Here is an 18,798-nt window from a genome sequence, read left to right as displayed (position 1 = left end):
ATGTACGTTTACCGCATCATGCTGTTTCTGGTGTTTGGCGGCTATCTGCTGTCGCCTCTGTTCATGAACGGCTGGGGCGACCCGGACACGGCCTGGTATCGCCCTTTCGCCATCTGGGGTGGCCTGATCGCCCTGACCCTATGGCTCGAACAGAAGAGGAAACTGGATGAGCGTTGAGCTAGCGGGGGTTGCCCTGCTGGGCCTGGGCTATCTTGGCCTGCTGCTGGCCTGCGGCATGGCCGTCGAGCGCGGCTGGGTCCCTATTCGGGTCACGCGTCACCCCATGGTCTACACCCTGGCGCTAGGGGTCTATGCCAGCGCCTGGGCGGTCTACGGCAGCGTCGAGATGGCTTCCAAGGCCGGTTTCGGCTACCTGGCCTACTACCTGGGCGCGGCCGGTGCCTTCTTGCTGGCACCGGTACTGCTGGTGCCCATCCAGCGTATCACCCGCACTTACCAGCTCTCTTCTCTGGCCGACCTGTTTGCGTTCCGCTATCGGTCACGCTGGGCCGGTACGCTGGTCACGCTGCTGAGCCTGGCGGCCGTCCTGCCCTTGCTGGGCATTCAGGTGCAAACCCTCAGCGACACCATTGCGCTGCTCTCGGGCAGCCATTACAGCGGGGCCGTCACGCTGCTGCTCTGTGCCGCTATCGCTGCCTGCGCGGTGCTGTTTGGTGCCCGCCATAGCCACCGCCAGCGCCACGATACGCTGCTGACCGTGATTGCCTTCGAGTCGGTGATCAAGCTGCTGGCCCTGCTGGGGCTTGGCGTGATTGCGCTGTGGTGGGTGTTCGATGGCCCCCAGGACCTGCAGCGCTGGCTGGAAGGCCCGGGGGCCGCCGTGCAGGCCGCTACCCCACAGCTGGAAGCGCCACAGTGGAGAACCCTGCTGCTGCTGTTTTTTGCCGCCGCCTTCCTGATGCCGCACCTGTTTCAGATCACCTTCGCCGAAAGCCTCTCACGGCACACTCTGCTTCAGGCCAGCTGGTCACTGCCACTGTTTCTGCTGCTGATGGCGCTGCCCGTCCCGCTGATCTTATGGGCAGCCCAATCGACCCAGCCCGACGTGCCCGTCGCGGCCTACGCCGCCTATCTGATGAGCGAGCACTGGTGGGTCGGTGCGCTGGCTTTCATCGGCGGCCTGGCCGCAGCCAGCGGTACCATGATGATGATTGCGCTGGCGCTGTCGGGCATGGTGCTGAATCACCTGGTGCTCGTAGCCCGGCCGCCGGAAGCGCGCAGCGACCTCTATGGCTGGCTGCTGTGGCTACGTCGCGCGCTGGTGGTCGCGGTGATTGCCGGTGGCTGGCTGTTCGCCGAAAGCCTGGGCCGCTATCACTCCCTCACCAGCCTGGGGCTGGCCGCCTTCGTGGGCATGGCCCAGTGCCTGCCGGGAATGCTGGCACTGCTCTACTGGCCCGGCGCCAATCGCAAGGGCACCCTGGCGGGATTGGTCGGCGGCATCGTCATCTGGCTGTGGGGGCTTTGGCTGCCCCTGCTGCTCAACACCCCGCTGCCCGCCCTGCCCTTCACCCCGCTGATGAGCGCCGATGACCCTGCCTGGTTCAGCGTCACGCTGATCTCGCTGGCCATCAATATCGTTCTGCTGATGGTGGTATCGCTGTTCACGCGCATGTCCGAAGGCGAAAGCTCGTCTGCCGAGGCCTGCTCGGTGGACGCGGTCATTCGTTCCAAGCGCCTGCCGCTGGAGGCCGCCACCGCCGGTGATTTCACCGCACACCTGGCCCAGGCGCTGGGCGAGGAAGCCGCTGGCCGTGAGGTCAGTCGCGCCCTGAAGGCGCTCAACCTGACACCTCAGGAGCGCCGCCCCTACGCACTGCGCCGCCTGCGTGATCGTATCCAGGCCAACTTGTCCGGGCTCATGGGGCCTTCGGTGGCGCGCGACATCGTGGACCGCTACCTGCCCTATCGCCACGACGATGCACCGGTCACCGACGACATTCACTTCGTCGAAAGCCGCCTGGAAGCCTACCGTTCACGGCTGACCGGGCTGGCCCGCGAACTGGACGGTCTGCGCCGCCACCACCGCCAGACGCTGGCGTATCTCCCCGTCGGGCTCTGCGTACTGGGTGACGACGACGAACTCCTGATGTGGAATCAGGCGCTGTCGCAGCTCTCGGGTATCAGTGGAGACAGCGTGATCGGCTCACGCCGCGACAGCCTGCCCGCACCCTGGCCGGAACTGCTGGGCAGCGTACTGGAAGCAGACCAGACCCCGCTTTACAAGCAGGCCGTCTCGCTGCACGGCAAGGACTACTTTCTCACCCTGCATAAAGCGGTTCTGAGTGGCCATGACAGCCGTGGCGGCAGCGTGGTGCTGGTCGAAGACCACACCGAGATGAAGTGGCTGGAAGAGGAACTCGTGCACGCCGCGCGGCTGGCCTCGATTGGCCAACTGGCCGCCGGCGTGGCCCATGAGATCGGCAACCCGATTACCGGCATCTCATCGCTGGCCCAAAACCTGCGCTACGACACCGAGGACCCAGCACTGCTGGAAACCGCCGACCAGATCCAACAGCTGACCCAGCGCGTAACCCGCATCGTCAACTCGCTGGTCGGCTTTGCCCATGGCGGCCGAGCTGCCCTGCCCCAGCCCGCCGCTCCGGTCGCCCTGGCCAGCGTCAGCGACGATGCCTTGCACTTGATCCACCTGGCCCGCTCAGGGGAGGATGTGCGCTTTACCAATGCGTGCGCGGATGACATTGTGGTGCGTGGTGACGCCCAGCGGCTGACCCAGGTGATGGTCAACCTGCTGAGCAATGCCAAGGATGCCTGTGCCCCGCAAGGCAGCGTGGTGATCGAGGCTGGCCACCAGGCCAACCACGCCTGGTGGCGCGTGACCGACGACGGCCACGGCATCGACGACAGCGTCAAACACCGGCTGTTCGAACCGTTCACCACCACGAAACCGGCAGGCGAAGGTACCGGGCTTGGGTTATCGTTGGCATATCAAATCATCAATGAGCACCAAGGCAACATAGAAGTGGCTTCGCCACCTCCCGGACAGCCTCGCGGCACGGCCATCACGCTATGGCTCCCGCTTTACCGACAGGATGATCACTTGCCCCATGCCCCGGATACTGATTGTTGAAGATGAAGCGATTATTCGCAGCGCCCTCAAGCGCCTGCTGGAGCGTCATGACTATCGCGTCAGCGAGGCCGCCAGCGTCGAGGAAGCCCGCGAGCTCCCCCCCAGCGACTTCGATCTGGTGATCAGCGATCTGCGCCTGCCTGGGGAACCGGGCACGGCGCTGATCGCCCTGGCCGCCCCGGCCCCGGTGCTCATCATGACCAGCTATGCCAGCATGCGCTCGGCGGTGGATGCCTTGAAGCAGGGCGCCGTAGATTACGTGGCCAAGCCCTTTGACCATACCGAACTGCTGGAAACCGTCGAGCGCATTCTGCACAAGCAATCCATGCAGCAGGGTACTCCCCCGGACATCACCGACGATGGCGGTGGCAGGCAGACGATGATCGGTGATTGCAGCGCCATGCAGCAGGTCTATACGCGCATTCGCAAAACGGCGCCCGCCGATGTGACCGTGCTGATCCAGGGCGAGTCCGGCACCGGCAAGGAGCTGGTCGCCCGCGCCATTCATCAACAAAGCAAGCGTGCCAAGGCACCGTTGATCTGCGTGAACTGCGCGGCGATCCCCGAAACTCTGATCGAGTCCGAACTGTTTGGCCATGAAAAGGGAGCCTTTACCGGCGCCAGCGCCGCCCGCACCGGGTTGGTGGAAGCCGCGGACGGCGGGACGCTGTTTCTGGATGAAATTGGTGAACTGCCGCTGGACGCCCAAGCCAGGCTCTTGCGGGTGCTGCAAGAGGGCGAGATCCGCAAGATTGGCTCGGTCGAAACACGCCACGTGGATGTGCGCCTGATTGCCGCCACCCACCGGGACCTGCGCGCCCTCTCCAGGAGCGGCGAATTCCGGCTCGACCTCTACTACCGCCTGAACGTCATGCAGATTGCCCTGCCGCCGCTGCGGGAGCGCGAGGATGACGTGCTGAAGATTGCCGACATTCTGCTGGAGAAAGCGTGCAAGCGACATGAGCGGCCGGGGCTGAGGCTTTCACGGGCGGCACGCCAGGACCTGCGCGACTACCCATGGCCCGGTAACGTGCGCGAGCTGGAAAATGCCCTGGAGCGCGGCGTCATTCTGGCCGAGGGGCATCTGATCCATCCTGACGACCTGGGGCTTGGTCCAGTGACCAATCGCCCGGCGCCGTCCCCCACCGCCAGCGTCACACCCACGGCTCCTGCCAGCGACGGTGAACCGGAACCCAACGAGGACGACCTCTCTCTGGAGGACTATTTTCAGCACTTCGTGCTGGAGCATCAGGACCAGATGAGCGAAACGGAGCTGGCACAGAAGCTGGGCATCAGCCGCAAGAACCTCTGGGAAAGGCGTCAACGGCTAGGGATTCCACGTAAAAAAACGACACGCCGATAAACTTAAGTCGACAATAAGACTAACGTCCAATAGATTGATTTGCATAAGAATTATCCAAAAACCGTTACCCCTTCACTGTTACCTTCCCACACAACGACTCGGCAAAAAGGGCAATTTCGGGGTAACACTTCCTGTGCGGATAAGTTCCCTGGCCCGCCTTTAAAACGCCAAGCCCATGAAAAATAAACGCTATCTGATAGGTGGCACAGCGAGTGCAATATTACTCAGCAAGAAGAACAAACTGGGCCACGCGGCAGTCGCCAACAAAAACAACATGACGCCGCCCCCACCTGAGCCACAACAAGAACAACAGGGCCAGGTAGAGATAACGGTACTAACAAGAACAACAGGCTCGAGTCTCACTACTTGTAAGCACAGGGTTTGCAAACACGGCGCAGACCCTGATGTGACAACAAAAACAACAGCAACCTACAAGTGCCCAAATAAGGACGCGACGTACACAAAAAGCTGCACCCCAACAACAATAACAGCAGCATAGGTGTACACCCCCGGAGCCAATAACAACTCGCCGGGAGAGAAAAGTTCGCGGTTGGATTATTGTTTTGAATACGAGGCGGTCGGAATCAGAGTGGTTCTTACGCCTACCGACTGCGGTGCGTATTCAGGGCGATGTGCCATCATGAATAAAAACAGCAGCATGGATGCTGATTGTCTGCTTAGTAGGGGGAGGCTCATGTAGCCTCCCCTTTCCGCATTTGTCACCTGTTACCGCCCAAACGCTACCTCGGCGCTTTGCAAGCTATCGGGGGTCGGATACACTCAACGCCTTGATCGATACCCCTGCGAGTCGATATCGCCGCATGTTTAAAGGATTTACCCGTTTATTACATCGTCCGGGAGAGCACTTGAAATCACTGCTCGATTCCCCAGAGAGCGCTGACAACGCGCTCAGCCCACGTATTATTCCGCGCTCCGAGCATCCCGTTTCTCGTAAGCAAATCAGTGAAGCCGCGCTGAAGGTGCTCTATCGCCTCAATGGCGCTGGCTACGATGCCTACCTGGTGGGTGGCTGCATTCGTGATGCGCTGCTGGGCAAGATGCCCAAGGATTTCGACGTGGCCACCAACGCCACGCCGGAGCAGGTGCGTGATCTGTTTCGTAACTCGCGCCTGATCGGCCGTCGCTTCCGCATCGTACATGTGCGCTTTGGTCGTGAGGTCATCGAGGTGACCACCTTCCGCGGCAAGCCGCAGGACGAGCACGGCGACCACATTGCCCATCAGTCCGACGATGGCCTGCTGCTGCGCGACAACGTGTGGGGCAGTATCGAGGAGGATGCGCTACGGCGTGACTTCACGGTCAACGCGCTCTATTACAACATTGCCGACTTCACCATTCACGACTTCGCCAACGGCGCACAGGACATTGACTCACGCACTCTGCGCCTGATCGGTGACCCTGCCACGCGCTACCGGGAAGACCCGGTGAGGATGCTGCGGGCGGTCCGCTTTGCCGCCAAGCTCGATTTCACCATCGAGCCGGCCACCGAAGCGCCGATGTACGACCTTGCTCCGCTGCTGCTGAACATTCCTCCGGCACGCTTGTTCGACGAAGTGCTTAAGCTGTTCATGTCCGGCCATGGGCTGATTACCTTCCGCCTGCTGAGCCACTACAACCTGTTCGGCATGCTCTTCCCGGAAGCCGAAGAGGCCATGGCCGATGCCGCCTGGGCAGAGGAGTTGATCGAGCAAGCGCTGATCAATACCGACAAGCGTATTGCCGAAGATCGCCCGGTCACGCCCGCGTTTCTGCTGGCGGCGTTCCTGTGGGCACCGGTGGTGCATCGTCAGGCAGAACTCGAACGCGATGGCATGCCCCCAGTGCCCGCGCTGCAAAACGCCGCCCAGCAGGTCGTCTCACGCCAGTTGCAGCACACGTCGATTCCCAAGCGTTTCGGTATTCCCATGCGGGAAATCTGGGAGCTGCAATCGCGTCTGCCCATGCGGCGGGGCAAGCGCGCCTTCCAGACCCGCGAGCATCCACGTTTTCGGGCAGCCTACGACCTGCTGTTGCTCCGTGAGCAGGCGGGCGAGATCCCGCGTGGCCTGGGCGACTGGTGGACGGCCTTCCAAAAAGGTGACGAACACGAACAGCTGCGCCTGCTGCAAAAAGTCGGCAGCGACCCGGCAAGCCAGGGCGACCGGCGGCGCAAGAAAAAGCGTAAATCTCGCAAGGGCGAAGCGTGAGCCCGGTACGCGCCTATATTGGCCTGGGCAGCAATCTGGACGACCCCAAGGGGCAGCTCATTCGGGCCCTGGAGGCGCTGGCCGAGCTGCCCCTGTGCCAGATGCAGGGCCACTCCTCGCTCTACGCCACCCCGCCGATAGGCCCTCAGGACCAGCCTGACTTCATCAATGCCGTGGCCTGCCTGGAGACCCGCCTCTCGCCGCTGGCCCTGCTGGATCAGCTGCAGGCGCTCGAGCAGCGCCATCGGCGGCGGCGTTTGCGCCACTGGGGGGCCCGCACCTTGGACCTGGACCTGCTGCTCTATGGGTCACAGCACTGCCAATGGCCGCGCTTGACCGTGCCCCATGCGCAAATGCACTTGCGCGCCTTCGTACTGGTGCCGCTGGCAGAGCTTGCCAGCACGCTGGAGCCATCGCTCACCCTACATGGGCAGCCGCTCGACCAGTGGGCATCGACACTTCCGCTGGACGACATCCGTCGCTTACCCAATACGGCCGCCCCCTCGACGGCTAGCGTCTGACACAAATCTCGACACCATGCCCGCATTCAGGTGACAATTGCCGGTTAAACCCCTTCGCACACGCAGGGATGCCGCGATAATAACGGTCGAGCAGCGCTGACGTTCAGCCATGCCCTCGACCCCATGAAGAAACAACGAGAGCACGCCATGAAAACCGTTACCCTGAGCACGCTACAAGCCTATAAGCGCGCCGGCGAAACGTTCAGTTGCCTGACCGCCTACGATGCCTCTTTTGCTCACGCCGCCAGCGCCGCTGGTGTCGATGTGCTGCTGGTCGGTGATTCGTTGGGCATGGTGCTGCAAGGTCACAGCAGCACGCTCCCCGTCACCATCGACGATATCTGTTACCACACCCGCTGTGCCGCGCGGGGCAAGGGCCATAGCCTGCTCATGGTCGACCTGCCCTTCATGAGTAATGCCACTACCGCCCAACTGTTACAGGATGGCGCAGCGCTGATGCGTGCCGGTGCCGAGCTGGTCAAGGTGGAAGGCGAAGCCTGGATGGCCGACGGCATTCGCGAACTGACGCGCCGGGGCGTGCCGGTATGTGCCCACCTGGGTCTGACCCCGCAAACCGTCTATCAGTTGGGCGGCTATAAGGTGCAGGGCCGCGAGGCCGAGCAGGCAGCGCAGATCATCGAGGATGCCAGGGTACTGGTAGAGGCCGGTGCGTCAGTCATTCTGCTCGAATGCGTGCCTGCCAGCCTTGGCAAAGCCGTCACCGAAGCGCTGGATGTGCCCGTCATCGGCATTGGCGCAGGGCCGGATACCGATGGACAGATTCTGGTGATGCACGATGTACTGGGGGTTACCCATGGCCGCACGCCGCGTTTCGTGAAGAACTTCATGAGCGAGGCCAGCTCCATTCAAGGGGCCTTCGAAGCGTACCATCAGGCGGTCAAGCACCGCACTTTCCCCGCCACGGAACACTGCTTCTAAGCGAGTCATTGCGAATTTCCTATGCGCACTTTGCGAGATATCAACGAGCTACGCGCCATGCTGCGCGAATATCGGCGCCAGGGGCAGCGTATTGCGCTGGTGCCCACCATGGGCAACCTGCATGCCGGTCACCTGGCTCTGGTGGCCACCGCCCGGCAGCACGCGGACGTGGTGGTCTCCAGCCTGTTCGTCAACCCGATGCAGTTTGGCCCGGGTGAAGACCTGGATGCCTACCCGCGCACCTTCGAGGCCGACCAGGCCCAGCTCACCGAGGCGGGCTGCCATGTTCTGTTCGCCCCCACGGTGAGCGCGCTCTACCCCAATGGCCTGGCGGCACAAACCCGCGTTCACGTGCCGGTGGTGGGCGAAGGGCTATGCGGCGGGTCACGCCCTGGCCACTTCGATGGCGTCTCGACGGTGGTCAGTATGCTGTTCCACCTGGTTCAGCCCGATGTCGCCTGCTTTGGCGAAAAGGACTATCAGCAGCTGGCGGTGATCCGCAAGCTGGTCGCCGACCTGCACATGCCCATCGAGATTCTGGGCGTGCCCATCGTGCGTGCCGAGGACGGTCTGGCCCTGTCGTCGCGCAATGGCTACCTCAGTGCCGAAGAGCGCGCCCAGGCGCCTGCGCTATATCGCACGCTGTGCGCATTACGCGAGGCGCTGGGGCAAGGCGAACCCACCGAACAGGTACTACAACGCGGCAAGGCTGCGCTGTATGATGCCGGCTTTACGCCCGACTATCTGGAGCTGCGTGACACCGAACTCAGCCCGGTCACGCCGTCCACCCACCAGGCCGTTCTGCTGGCGGCTGCCAAACTCGGCCCGGCACGGCTTATCGATAACATCAGTGTGCAGCTACCCAAGGCTGCCCGGAGCTAGCCGTTAGGCTGGCTCGTCATCCAGGAGTTTTCATGCATACCATCATGCTCAAGGCCAAGCTGCACATGGCCCGCGTCACCCACGCCGTGCTCAACTACGAAGGCTCCTGCGCCATCGACGGCGAGCTGCTGGACATGGCCGGGATCCGCGAAAACGAACAGATCCAGATCTACAACGTGGAGAACGGCGAACGCTTCACCACCTACGCCATTCGCGGCGAGGAAGGCTCACGGCTGATCTCCATCAACGGCGCGGCGGCGCATTTGGCCTCGCCTGGGCACCGCATCATCATCTGCAGCTACGCCCACTACTCCGAAGCCGAAGTGGAGCAGCACCAGCCCGCGCTGGTCTACCTGCAGGAAGGCAACCACGTCAGCCACACCAGCAATGCCATACCGGTACAGCTGGCGTAAGACGCATGCATTGAGAAACGACAGTTCAGAAACGATGTTTCCAGCGGGCCGTTGATCGGCCCGTTTTTATTTGCCAAAAAAAGCGTATTGCCGCAATGCACAACCTTCCCCTATGCTGGTAGCCAAGCCTGACACGACACGCAGTAACGTCGCTAATAACAAGAGATAGGCGACACGTCTATCTGCCATAGGAACGATGCAACACTCACTCAAGGAGTCAATGTATGCAAGACGTGGTCATTGTGGCGGCTCGCCGCACAGCTGTAGGCTCATTTGGCGGTTCACTTGCCGGTATTCCTGCCAGCGACCTGGGCGCGCTGGTCATCAAAGACATCATGGCATCGACGGGCGTGGCTCCTGAACAGATCGATGAAGTGCTGCTGGGTCAGGTACTGACCGCAGGCGTTGGCCAAAACCCCGCTCGCCAGGCCGCCATCAAGGCAGGCCTGCCAGAGAGCGTGCCGGCCATGACCATCAACAAGGTCTGTGGCTCCGGCCTCAAGGCGCTGCACCTGGCCACTCAGGCCATTCGCTGTGGCGATGCCGAGATCATCCTGGCAGGCGGCCAGGAAAACATGTCAGCCTCCCCGCACATCCTGCCGAATTCGCGTAACGGCCAGCGCATGGGCGACTGGAAAGCCATCGATTCCATGGTCCACGACGGCCTGTGGGACGCGTTCAACAACTACCACATGGGCATCACCGCCGAAAACCTGGCCGAAAAATACGCCATCACCCGGGAAGAGATGGACGAATTTGCCGCCGCTTCGCAGCAAAAAGCCGCCGCCGCCATCAAAGAGGGCAAGTTCAAAGGCCAGATCGTGCCGGTGGAAGTCCCCCAGCGTAAAGGCGACCCGGTGGTTTTTGATACTGACGAAAACCCGCGCGAAGTGTCTGCCGAGAAGCTGGGCGGCATGCGCCCTGCCTTCAAGAAAGATGGCACCGTGACAGCCGGCAACGCTTCATCGCTCAACGATGGTGCTGCCGTGGTCATGCTGTGCTCCGCTGAAAAAGCCAAAGAGCTGGGCCTGGAGCCGCTGGCACGCATTGCCGCATACGCCAACGCAGGGGTCGACCCGGCCATCATGGGCATTGGCCCGGCACCGGCCACCCGCCGCTGCCTGGAAAAAGCGGGCTGGAGCCTGGATGACCTGGACCTGGTCGAAGCCAACGAAGCCTTCGCGGCTCAGGCGCTGTCGGTCAACAAGGAGCTGGGCTGGGATACCTCGAAGGTCAACGTCAACGGCGGCGCCATTGCCATTGGCCACCCCATCGGCGCCTCCGGCTGCCGCGTGCTGGTCACGCTGCTCCACGAAATGATCGCCCGCGATGCCAAGAAGGGCCTGGCCACCCTGTGTATCGGTGGTGGGCAAGGGGTGGCGCTGGCCATCGAGCGCCCCTGATACCGCGCACTCGCGCTGTGATGACTGCCCCCGCACACGCGGGGGCATTTTTTTGCCTGACGGCTAGCGGTGCTTTTCCCCCACGATGCGCGCGGGGGTGCGCCATACCAGCAGCATCCCCAGCAGGAACAGCCCCGCCGATGCCCACATGGTCACCGGCAGGCTGGTGCTGTCCACCACCTGACCGCCCACCATGGCGCCCAGGCCAATCGACATATTGAAGACAAACGCCATCAGCGCCGTGGCGGCTTCGGTATTGGGGGCCGTGCGCAGAATCCAGGTCTGGATACTGACCGAGACGCTGCCAAACACGGCGCCCCACAGCATCAGCAGCAGCACACCGCTGGTCGGTTGCACGCCCAGCAGCGGAAACAGCCCGACTACCACCAGCAGCAGGCTGGGGATGACCAACACCGCCCGATAAGGATGGCGCCCGGCAAAAGCCCCAGCGGCGATATTGCCCAGAATGCCTGCCGCCCCATAGAGCAGTAGCAGGCTGCCTACATGCCGCTGGGCCACGCCGCTGATCTCCTGCAGGATTGGGCTGATAAAGGTGTACGCCACGAAGTGCCCAACCACCACCAGACCGGTGGTCAGCACGGCGACCCGAACGCCTCGGTTTTGCAGCTGCTGCGCCAGCATGCGCAAGCGCACCGGCTCCCGGGGTGGAAGCGGCGGCAACCACACCCATAGCGCCACGGCGGTGAGCAGGCTCAAGCCGCCAAGGGCGCCGAAGGCCACCCGCCAGTGGCTGGCATCCCCCAGCAGGGTCCCCAAAGGCACGCCCAGCACCGAGGCTGCCGCCACGCCTCCGAAGATGATGGTCATGGCACGGGCCACCTGATGCGCCGGCACCAGGCGCGGCGCAATGCTGCCAGCAATGGCCCAGAAACCGCCAATACTCATCCCCACCAGCACCCTGGCGGCCAGGAGAAAGATAAAGGTCGTGGCCAGGGCCGACAGCAGGCTGCCAATGACCATCACCACCATCATCAGCGTCAGCATGATGCGGCGGTCCAGACGGCCGACGGCCACCGGCAGCAAGGGGGCAGAAAACGCCGCCACTACTCCCGGCACGGTAACCATCAATCCGGCCATGCCGGGGGTCACGCCCATGTCTGCGGCAACCTGCGAGAGCAGCCCAATGGGCAGCTGCTCGGCGGTTACCAGTAAAAAGATGCCGATCATCACGGCGACCACCGCCCACCAGCGCGGTGACTCCTGCTGCTCCATGCTGCTTCCTCTGTATGGGTCTATCAAAATACGTGGGGCTTCAAATATGCGGGGCTACCAAACGACACCGCCCCCACAGCCAGGGGCTGCAGGGGCGGTGGTCATACGCGGGTGGCCGATTAGCCTGCGATATCCGCCTCGGCAGCGGCAAACGCGGCCTTCTCTTCCTCGGTGATCTCTTTGATCGAGAGCTTCACGCGGTTGCGGTTGTCGATATCCAGCACCTTCACGACGACGTCGTCACCTTCGTTGAGGAAATCGCGCACGTTGTTGACGCGCTCGGCGACGATTTGCGAGATATGCACCAGGCCATCGGTACCCGGCATGATGTTCACGAAAGCACCGAAGTCGGCGATGCGCACGACCTTGCCCTGGTAGAGCTTGCCGATTTCCGCTTCTGCCGTGATGGCCAGTACGGTATCGATGGCCTTCTTGGCCGCGGTCTTGTCTTCGGCATAGATGCGCACGGTGCCGTCGTCATCGAGGTCGATGGACGCGCCGGTGTCTTCGCAAATCTTGCGGATGGTAGCACCGCCCTTGCCGATGACGTCACGGATCTTGTCCGGATCGATCTTGATGGTGGCCATGGAAGGCGCATTCTCGGAGACGTCGGTACGGCTTTGGCTGATCACGGCGTTCATCTGCGCCAGGATACCGATACGCGCATCGTGAGCCTGCTGCAGCGCGGTTTCCATGATCTCTTCGTTGATGCCTTCGATCTTGATGTCCATCTGCAGGGCCGTAACACCCTCTTCAGAACCCGCTACCTTGAAGTCCATGTCGCCCAAGTGGTCTTCGTCACCCAGGATGTCGGTCAGCACCGCGTAGCCGTCTTCGTCCTTGACGAGACCCATGGCAATACCCGCCACCGGGGCTTTCAGCGGAACGCCTGCATCCATCAGCGCCAGCGAGGAGCCACAAACCGAGGCCATGGAGCTGGAACCATTGGATTCGGTGATTTCCGACACCACGCGAATGGTGTAGGGGAAATCTTCTTCGGAGGGCAGCATGGCCTGGACGCCACGACGAGCCAAACGGCCGTGACCGATTTCACGACGCTTCGGGCCACCCATGAAGCCTGCTTCACCCACCGAGTAGGGAGGGAAGTTGTAGTGCAGCATGAAGCGGTCTTTACGCTCGCCTTCCAGCGACTCGATCAGCTGCGAGTCGCGCAGCGTGCCCAGTGTCGCCACGGCGATGGCCTGGGTTTCGCCACGGGTGAAGATGGCCGAGCCGTGAGTCTTGGGCAGCACACCGACTTCGATGGCCAGCGGGCGCACAGTGACGTTGTCGCGGCCGTCGATGCGCGGCTCGCCCTTGACGACGCGAGAGCGCACCACGCGCTTCTCCAGCGCCGCAAAGGCCCCCTTGACATCATCGGCACTGAACTTGCCTTCCGAGGAGTCGCCTTCTTCAGCTGCCAGCTGGGCCAGAGCAGCCTCTTTCAGCTCGGCCAGCGCATCCTGACGCGCCATCTTGTCGGTAATGCGGTACGCATCGCCCACTTTGGCTTCGAACGCGTCGGCCATGGCGGTTTTCAGCGCCACGTTTTCGGCGGGCGGCTGCCAGTCCCAGCGCGGCTTGCCTGCTTCAGCGGCCAGTTCCTTGATGGCGTTGACCGCCACCTGCATCTCCTGGTGGCCGAACAGTACGGCACCCAGCATTTCGTCTTCCAGCAGTTCCTGAGCTTCCGACTCCACCATCAGCACGGCGTTTTCGGTACCGGCCACCACCATGTCCAGCTCGGAGGTGGTCAGCTCTTCGACGGTGGGGTTCAGGAAGTAGCCCTGCTCTTCGTTGAAGCCAACGCGCGCAGCGCCAATCGGGCCATTGAACGGAACGCCTGAGATGCTCAGCGCTGCCGAGGTGCCCAGCATGGCCGCAATATCCGGATCATGGTTGCGGTCAGTCGACAGAACGGTACAGATCACCTGCACTTCGTTCATGAAGCCCTTGGGGAACAGCGGGCGAATGGGGCGGTCGATCAGCCGTGACGTGAGAGTCTCTTTCTCGGTGGGGCGACCTTCACGCTTGAAGAAGCCGCCAGGAATCTTGCCGACCGCGTAGGTCTTTTCCTGGTAGTGCACCGAGAGCGGGAAGAAGGATTGGGCGGGATTGACGTCTTTCTTCGCTACCACCGTACACAGTACGACGGTCTCGTCCATGGTGACCATGACGGCACCAGTGGCCTGGCGAGCGATACGCCCAGTTTCGAGGGTGACGGTGCTACGACCGTATTGGAACGTTTTCTTGACCGGATTCACGGCGACTTCCTTTAACATTAATAGCTACTTGTCTTTTCGCTTGGGTCGTTTTGACTCGCCACCATTCTAGGCGTTGACGCGGCTGACGGCTACCTCAAACAAAAAAACGGGCAGCTCGCAAGGAGCTGCCCGTTTTGAATCGTTGCCGTTACTGCTTAGCGACGCAGACCCAGTTTCTGGATCAGAGACTGATAACGCTCGAAATCCTTACGCTTCAGGTAGTCCAGCAGCTTACGACGCTGGTTTACCATGCGGATCAGACCACGACGAGAGTGGTGATCCTGCTTGTTGGTCTTGAAGTGGTCCTGCAGGCCATTGATGTTGGCGCTCAGCAGTGCAACCTGCACTTCAGGGGAACCGGTGTCGTTGTCGCCGCGGCCGTATTCGTTGACGATTTCGGCCTTTTTCTCAGCGGTTAATGCCATCTGTCTCTCCAGTAAGCAATATGCCTAAAAATGAATGGGTGAGACCACGCATATTTGCAGTCTCAAGCTGCTATTTTCGCGCAAATCGCCGCATCCTTGCAACGTTTTCACGGCGAAATTACGAACGAGCGACCGTACTCAACAGTCGCTTGGGAGCCACTTCCTGCGGCCCTTTTACAACGCCAAGGCCGATAAAGGTCTCGGCGTGATAAAGTCGTGCCAACGCATCTGCTGCCAACTCGCCACTGGCCAGCTGCACCGACTGCCCGTGGGCCAGCCTGTCATAGGCAGCATCGTCCACGCTGAGCGATGGCAGATGATCCACCAGCACATCGACGGGCATCAGTTCCGCCTCGCGATGGGCCTGACTTGCCAGCGCTTCCAGCGCCTCCAGGGTCCACATGGCGTCGCCACCGAAGGGGCCGGTCTTGAGCCTGCGCAGTTGACTGATGTGGGCACCACACCCCAACGCCAGGCCAATGTCTTCGGCCAGGGTTCGGATGTAAGTTCCCTTGCTGCAACTGACTTCCAGCTCGAAGGCATGACCCTCGAACGCCAGCAGGCGCGCATCATACACGCTAACCCGCCGTGCTGCACGTTCAACCTGCTTGCCCTCGCGCGCCAGCTCGTAGAGCTTCTTGCCCTGGTGCTTCAACGCCGAATACATGGGCGGCACCTGGTCGATCTCGCCACGAAAGCGGACCAGCACGGCCTCCACATCCTCGGCTGTGAGGCTTGGCACCTCACGCCGCTCGATGACGTTACCCTCGGCATCGCCGGTGTCGGTGATCACGCCCAGTTCGACCCGGGTGCGATACATCTTGTCGGCTTCCAGCAGGTGTGCGGAAAACTTGGTGGCCTCCCCCAGGCAAATGGGCAGCAAGCCCGTTGCCATGGGGTCCAGCGTGCCGGTATGCCCGGCTTTCTGCGCCTCGAACAGACGGCGCACACGCTGGAGTGCATGGTTGCTGGAAATGCCCTTGGGCTTGTCCAGCAGCACCACGCCATTCACCGGTAATCCGCGACGGCGACGAGCCATTAGCGCGTCTCCTCACCCTGGGCGTCGGTGTCGTCCTCGTCATCTGATTGGCGGGCACGGTCGGTAGAGACCGCCTCGTCGATCAGCGATGAGAGGTGCTGGCCACGCACCACGCTTTCATCGTAATGAAAACGCAGCTCGGGCACGTGGCGCAGCTTGATGCGCTTGGCAATCTGGCTTCTCAGAAACCCCGAGGCGCGCTTGAGCACCTGCAGGTTTTCCTTGATACGCTCGGGCTCCTGTTCACCCAGCAGGGTGACATAGATATCGGCGTAGCCCAGGTCACGGCTGACGGCAGCGCCGCTCACCGTGATCATGCCAAGACGCGGGTCTTTTACTTCCCGCTGGATCAGTACCGCCAGCTCCTTCTGGAGCTGGTCGGCTACCCGGTCGGTACGCTTGAATTCGCGCATGTTGACTCCTCGCTGCCTTACAGGCTGCGCTCGACCTTCACTTGGTCAAAGACTTCGATCTTGTCGCCGACCTGAACATCGTTGTAGTTCTTCACGCCGATGCCACACTCCATGCCGTTACGCACTTCCTGTACGTCGTCCTTGAAGCGGCGCAGCGATTCGAGTTCGCCTTCGTAGATGACCACGTTGTCACGCAGAACGCGGATACGCTTGCTGCGGGAAACCGTGCCTTCGACGACCATACAGCCGGCCACCGCACCGATCTTCGGCGCGCGGAAGACGTCGCGTACTTCGGCCACGCCCACGATCTCTTCTTTCCACTCGGGAGCAAGCATACCGCTCATCGCCTGCTTGACCTCGTCGATCAGCTGATAGATGACGCTGTAGTAGCGCAGATCCAGACCTTCACGCTCGATGATCTCACGGGCTGCGGCATCGGCACGTACGTTGAAGCCGACCACGATGGCTTCCGACGCCAGCGCCAGGTTGGCGTCGGTTCCGGTGATACCACCCACGCCGGAGGAGACCACCGCCACTTGCACTTCGTCGGTGGAGAGCTCTTCCAGAGCGCCCTTGATGGCTTCCAGTGACCCCTGAACGTCGGCTTTGAGGACGATGTTGACCTTGGCCACTTCGTCCTGGCCCATCTGGCTGAACATGTTCTCCAGCTTGGCTTTCTGCTGACGCGCCAGGCGCACTTCGCGGTATTTGCCTTGACGGAAGTTGGCCACTTCACGGGCTTTCTTCTCGTCGGCCACGACCATGAAGTCGTCACCGGCATCCGGCGTGCCGTCGAGACCCTGGATCTCGACCGGCATGGCGGGGCCAGCGGTATCGACCTGTTGACCCAGCTCATTGGTCAGCGCACGAACGCGACCGTAGTGCAGGCCTGCCAGCACGATATCACCCTTCTTCAGCGTACCGTTCTGAACCAGCACGGTAGCCACCGGGCCACGGCCTTTGTCCAGGCGAGACTCGACAACGACACCTTTGCCAGGCGCCGACGGAACGGCTGTCAGCTCAAGCACTTCGGAGGCCAGCTGGATCGCTTCCAGCAGGTCTTCCATGCCTTCGCCGGTTTTGGCGGACACGTGAACAAACTGCGTGTCACCGCCCCACTCTTCGGAGATCACGCCGTGCTGTGACAGCTCGTTACGAATGCGGTCAAAGTCCGCGCCCGTTTTATCGATCTTGTTCACCGCCACGACCATGGGCACTTCAGCCGCTTTGGAGTGCTCGATCGCTTCAACGGTTTGCGGCATCACGCCATCGTCGGCAGCCACGACCAGGATGACCACGTCGGTGGCTTTGGCACCACGAGCACGCATGGCGGTAAACGCCGCGTGACCGGGGGTATCCAGGAAGGTGACGCCGCCATGGTTGTCTTCCACGTGGTAAGCACCGATGTGCTGGGTAATACCGCCCGCTTCGCCAGTGGCGACCTTGGCACGACGGATGTAGTCCAGCAGCGAGGTCTTGCCGTGGTCAACGTGACCCATGACGGTCACCACGGGTGAGCGGGTGATCTCTTCGCCTTCGTAGGAGATGCCTTCCAGCATTTCCGTTTCCAGCGCGTCATCCTTCACCAGCTTGACCTTGTGACCCATCTCTTCCACGACGATCGCCGCAGTATCCTGGTCGATGGTCTGGTTGATGGTCACCGCCGCGCCCATGGTGAACATGGCCTTGATGACTTCGTTGGCCTTGATCGACATCTTGTCGGCCAGCTCGGCAACGCTGATCGATTCAGGGATCGAGACTTCACGCACGATCGGCTGAGTCGGCTTCTGGAAGCCGTGCTTGCCGTTGCCGCTCTGGCTGGCGCCGCCACGACGACCACCACGGCGCTCGGCACGCTTGACCTTCTTGCCGCCACCGCCACGCTTGCGCTCTTCGCGATCACCGCGATCGTCGTCATCGTCGCGGCCTTTTTTCTTGGCAGCGGTTTTCTTGGGCGGTGCCGTGCGACGGTCGGTACGGCCTTCCTTCGGCGGTGCAGGCGGCAGGTCTTCACCCGTCGGTGCATCGTCGATTTCCAGGTCAGGCACGGCGATGTCCGGCACTTCTGCCGCCTTGGCCTTGGCTTGCTCATCCGCTGCTTTGCGCGCTGCGTCTTCAGCCGCCTTGGCTTTTGCGGCAACGGCTTTCTCTTCCGCCGCCTGGGCTTCCTGCGCCTTGCGCTCGGCTTCCGCTTCGGCCATGTCGCCTACCAGCTGGCGCGGGCCAGAGTGCTGGGGCTCGGCGGCCTTGGGCTTCTCTTCTTCACGCTTGACGTAGGTCTTCTTCTTGCGCACCTGAACTTCGATGGTTTTACCGCGCTCGCCGGTCTTGATGCGGCTACGGGTTTTACGCGTCAGGGTGATGCGGTTCTTGCTCGGCTCGTTGTCGCTGCCGCCGTGGCTCTTCTTCAGAAAGCTCAGCAGCGTCTGCTTGTCTTCTTCAGATACGGCGTCGCTTTCCGAGGCGTGCTGCAAACCGGCTTCTTTCATCTGTTCCAATAGGCGGGGCACATCGCGGCCCACCTTCACTGCAAAATCTTTAACTGTCATATCCGACATAGTGACCCTCCTCAGCCCGTGACCTG

Annotated in this window: 15 protein-coding genes; 9 read left to right on the top strand and 6 right to left on the bottom strand. The window is 61.9% G+C overall.

What is annotated here, in order from left to right; translation table 11 throughout:
• From HSS18214_RS19270 to HSS18214_RS0114145, 9 genes are all read left to right on the top strand, one after another.
• Window positions 1–177 carry a hypothetical protein gene (locus tag HSS18214_RS19270; protein ID WP_016915939.1) on the top strand — a complete coding sequence of 59 codons (177 nt, stop codon included), beginning with the start codon at window positions 1–3 and terminating at the stop codon, window positions 175–177.
• Window positions 167–3,112 carry an ATP-binding protein gene (locus tag HSS18214_RS0114180; RefSeq protein ID WP_016915938.1) on the top strand — a complete coding sequence of 982 codons (2,946 nt, stop codon included), beginning with the start codon at window positions 167–169 and terminating at the stop codon, window positions 3,110–3,112. The genes HSS18214_RS19270 and HSS18214_RS0114180 overlap by 11 nt, the downstream gene beginning before the upstream one ends.
• A complete protein-coding gene (locus HSS18214_RS0114175) occupies window positions 3,090–4,475 on the top strand; it encodes a sigma-54-dependent transcriptional regulator (protein WP_016915937.1) in 1,386 nt (461 codons plus the stop codon). Before HSS18214_RS0114180 ends, HSS18214_RS0114175 begins: the two co-directional genes overlap by 23 nt.
• A gap of 821 nt (window positions 4,476–5,296) precedes the next feature.
• Window positions 5,297–6,682 (top strand): polynucleotide adenylyltransferase PcnB, encoded by a 1,386-nt coding sequence (pcnB, locus tag HSS18214_RS0114170; protein ID WP_026001952.1) that lies wholly within the window; start codon window positions 5,297–5,299, stop codon window positions 6,680–6,682.
• Entirely contained in the window at window positions 6,679–7,203 is a 525-nt protein-coding gene (gene folK / locus HSS18214_RS0114165; RefSeq protein WP_016915935.1) for a 2-amino-4-hydroxy-6-hydroxymethyldihydropteridine diphosphokinase, read from the top strand. Before pcnB ends, folK begins: the two co-directional genes overlap by 4 nt.
• 147 nt (window positions 7,204–7,350) lie before the next feature.
• Window positions 7,351–8,142 (top strand): 3-methyl-2-oxobutanoate hydroxymethyltransferase, encoded by a 792-nt coding sequence (gene panB, locus HSS18214_RS0114160; RefSeq protein WP_016915934.1) that lies wholly within the window; start codon window positions 7,351–7,353, stop codon window positions 8,140–8,142.
• Between the two features lie 21 nt (window positions 8,143–8,163).
• A complete protein-coding gene (gene panC / locus HSS18214_RS0114155) occupies window positions 8,164–9,024 on the top strand; it encodes a pantoate--beta-alanine ligase (RefSeq protein ID WP_016915933.1) in 861 nt (286 codons plus the stop codon).
• A 32-nt stretch (window positions 9,025–9,056) separates the two neighbouring features.
• On the top strand, window positions 9,057–9,437 hold the full coding sequence (panD, locus tag HSS18214_RS0114150) for an aspartate 1-decarboxylase (RefSeq protein WP_016915932.1): 381 nt from the start codon (window positions 9,057–9,059) through the stop codon (window positions 9,435–9,437).
• A gap of 224 nt (window positions 9,438–9,661) precedes the next feature.
• Window positions 9,662–10,840 (top strand): acetyl-CoA C-acetyltransferase, encoded by a 1,179-nt coding sequence (locus HSS18214_RS0114145; RefSeq protein ID WP_016915931.1) that lies wholly within the window; start codon window positions 9,662–9,664, stop codon window positions 10,838–10,840.
• Between the two features lie 63 nt (window positions 10,841–10,903).
• Here the strand turns inward: HSS18214_RS0114145 and HSS18214_RS0114140 are convergent, their stop codons facing one another.
• The 6 genes from HSS18214_RS0114140 to infB all read right to left on the bottom strand — a co-directional run bounded on the left by HSS18214_RS0114140 (window position 10,904) and on the right by infB (window position 18,772).
• Entirely contained in the window at window positions 10,904–12,073 is a 1,170-nt protein-coding gene (locus tag HSS18214_RS0114140) for an MFS transporter (protein ID WP_016915930.1), read from the bottom strand.
• A gap of 119 nt (window positions 12,074–12,192) precedes the next feature.
• Window positions 12,193–14,355, bottom strand: a complete 2,163-nt coding sequence (gene pnp / locus HSS18214_RS0114135; protein WP_040461223.1) for a polyribonucleotide nucleotidyltransferase — start codon at window positions 14,353–14,355, stop codon at window positions 12,193–12,195.
• A gap of 137 nt (window positions 14,356–14,492) precedes the next feature.
• The gene (rpsO, locus tag HSS18214_RS0114130) at window positions 14,493–14,762 is read right to left on the bottom strand and encodes a 30S ribosomal protein S15 (protein ID WP_016915928.1); all 270 of its coding nucleotides are present in this window, start codon (window positions 14,760–14,762) and stop codon (window positions 14,493–14,495) included.
• A 118-nt stretch (window positions 14,763–14,880) separates the two neighbouring features.
• Entirely contained in the window at window positions 14,881–15,801 is a 921-nt protein-coding gene (gene truB / locus HSS18214_RS0114125; RefSeq protein WP_016915927.1) for a tRNA pseudouridine(55) synthase TruB, read from the bottom strand.
• Complete coding sequence (gene rbfA, locus HSS18214_RS0114120) at window positions 15,801–16,214, bottom strand: 30S ribosome-binding factor RbfA (protein ID WP_016915926.1); 414 nt, start codon at window positions 16,212–16,214, stop codon at window positions 15,801–15,803. Before rbfA ends, truB begins: the two co-directional genes overlap by 1 nt.
• 17 nt (window positions 16,215–16,231) lie before the next feature.
• Window positions 16,232–18,772 (bottom strand): translation initiation factor IF-2, encoded by a 2,541-nt coding sequence (gene infB / locus HSS18214_RS0114115; RefSeq protein ID WP_016915925.1) that lies wholly within the window; start codon window positions 18,770–18,772, stop codon window positions 16,232–16,234.
• Between the last annotated feature and the right edge of the window lie 26 nt (window positions 18,773–18,798).

The sequence above is a fragment of the Vreelandella stevensii S18214 genome (assembly GCF_000275725.1).
GTDB classification, from domain to species: Bacteria; Pseudomonadota; Gammaproteobacteria; order Pseudomonadales; family Halomonadaceae; genus Vreelandella; species Vreelandella stevensii.
Note: the sequence above shows the minus strand (reverse complement) of the source record. Positions and strands in the feature narration are given on the sequence as shown.

Excerpts from the sequence above, each read along its gene's own strand:
- HSS18214_RS0114140 (WP_016915930.1), bottom strand. The coding sequence starts at position 12,073 with ATGGAGCAGCAGGAGTCACCGCGCTGGTGGGCGGTGGTCGCCGTGATG.
- pcnB (WP_026001952.1), top strand. The coding sequence starts at position 5,297 with ATGTTTAAAGGATTTACCCGTTTATTACATCGTCCGGGAGAGCACTTG.
- infB (WP_016915925.1), bottom strand. The coding sequence starts at position 18,772 with ATGTCGGATATGACAGTTAAAGATTTTGCAGTGAAGGTGGGCCGCGAT.
- HSS18214_RS19270 (WP_016915939.1), top strand. The coding sequence starts at position 1 with ATGTACGTTTACCGCATCATGCTGTTTCTGGTGTTTGGCGGCTATCTG.
- rbfA (WP_016915926.1), bottom strand. The coding sequence starts at position 16,214 with ATGCGCGAATTCAAGCGTACCGACCGGGTAGCCGACCAGCTCCAGAAG.
- HSS18214_RS0114180 (WP_016915938.1), top strand. The coding sequence starts at position 167 with ATGAGCGTTGAGCTAGCGGGGGTTGCCCTGCTGGGCCTGGGCTATCTT.
- truB (WP_016915927.1), bottom strand. The coding sequence starts at position 15,801 with ATGGCTCGTCGCCGTCGCGGATTACCGGTGAATGGCGTGGTGCTGCTG.
- rpsO (WP_016915928.1), bottom strand. The coding sequence starts at position 14,762 with ATGGCATTAACCGCTGAGAAAAAGGCCGAAATCGTCAACGAATACGGC.
- panB (WP_016915934.1), top strand. The coding sequence starts at position 7,351 with ATGAAAACCGTTACCCTGAGCACGCTACAAGCCTATAAGCGCGCCGGC.
- panC (WP_016915933.1), top strand. The coding sequence starts at position 8,164 with ATGCGCACTTTGCGAGATATCAACGAGCTACGCGCCATGCTGCGCGAA.
- panD (WP_016915932.1), top strand. The coding sequence starts at position 9,057 with ATGCATACCATCATGCTCAAGGCCAAGCTGCACATGGCCCGCGTCACC.
- HSS18214_RS0114145 (WP_016915931.1), top strand. The coding sequence starts at position 9,662 with ATGCAAGACGTGGTCATTGTGGCGGCTCGCCGCACAGCTGTAGGCTCA.
- HSS18214_RS0114175 (WP_016915937.1), top strand. The coding sequence starts at position 3,090 with ATGCCCCGGATACTGATTGTTGAAGATGAAGCGATTATTCGCAGCGCC.
- pnp (WP_040461223.1), bottom strand. The coding sequence starts at position 14,355 with ATGTTAAAGGAAGTCGCCGTGAATCCGGTCAAGAAAACGTTCCAATAC.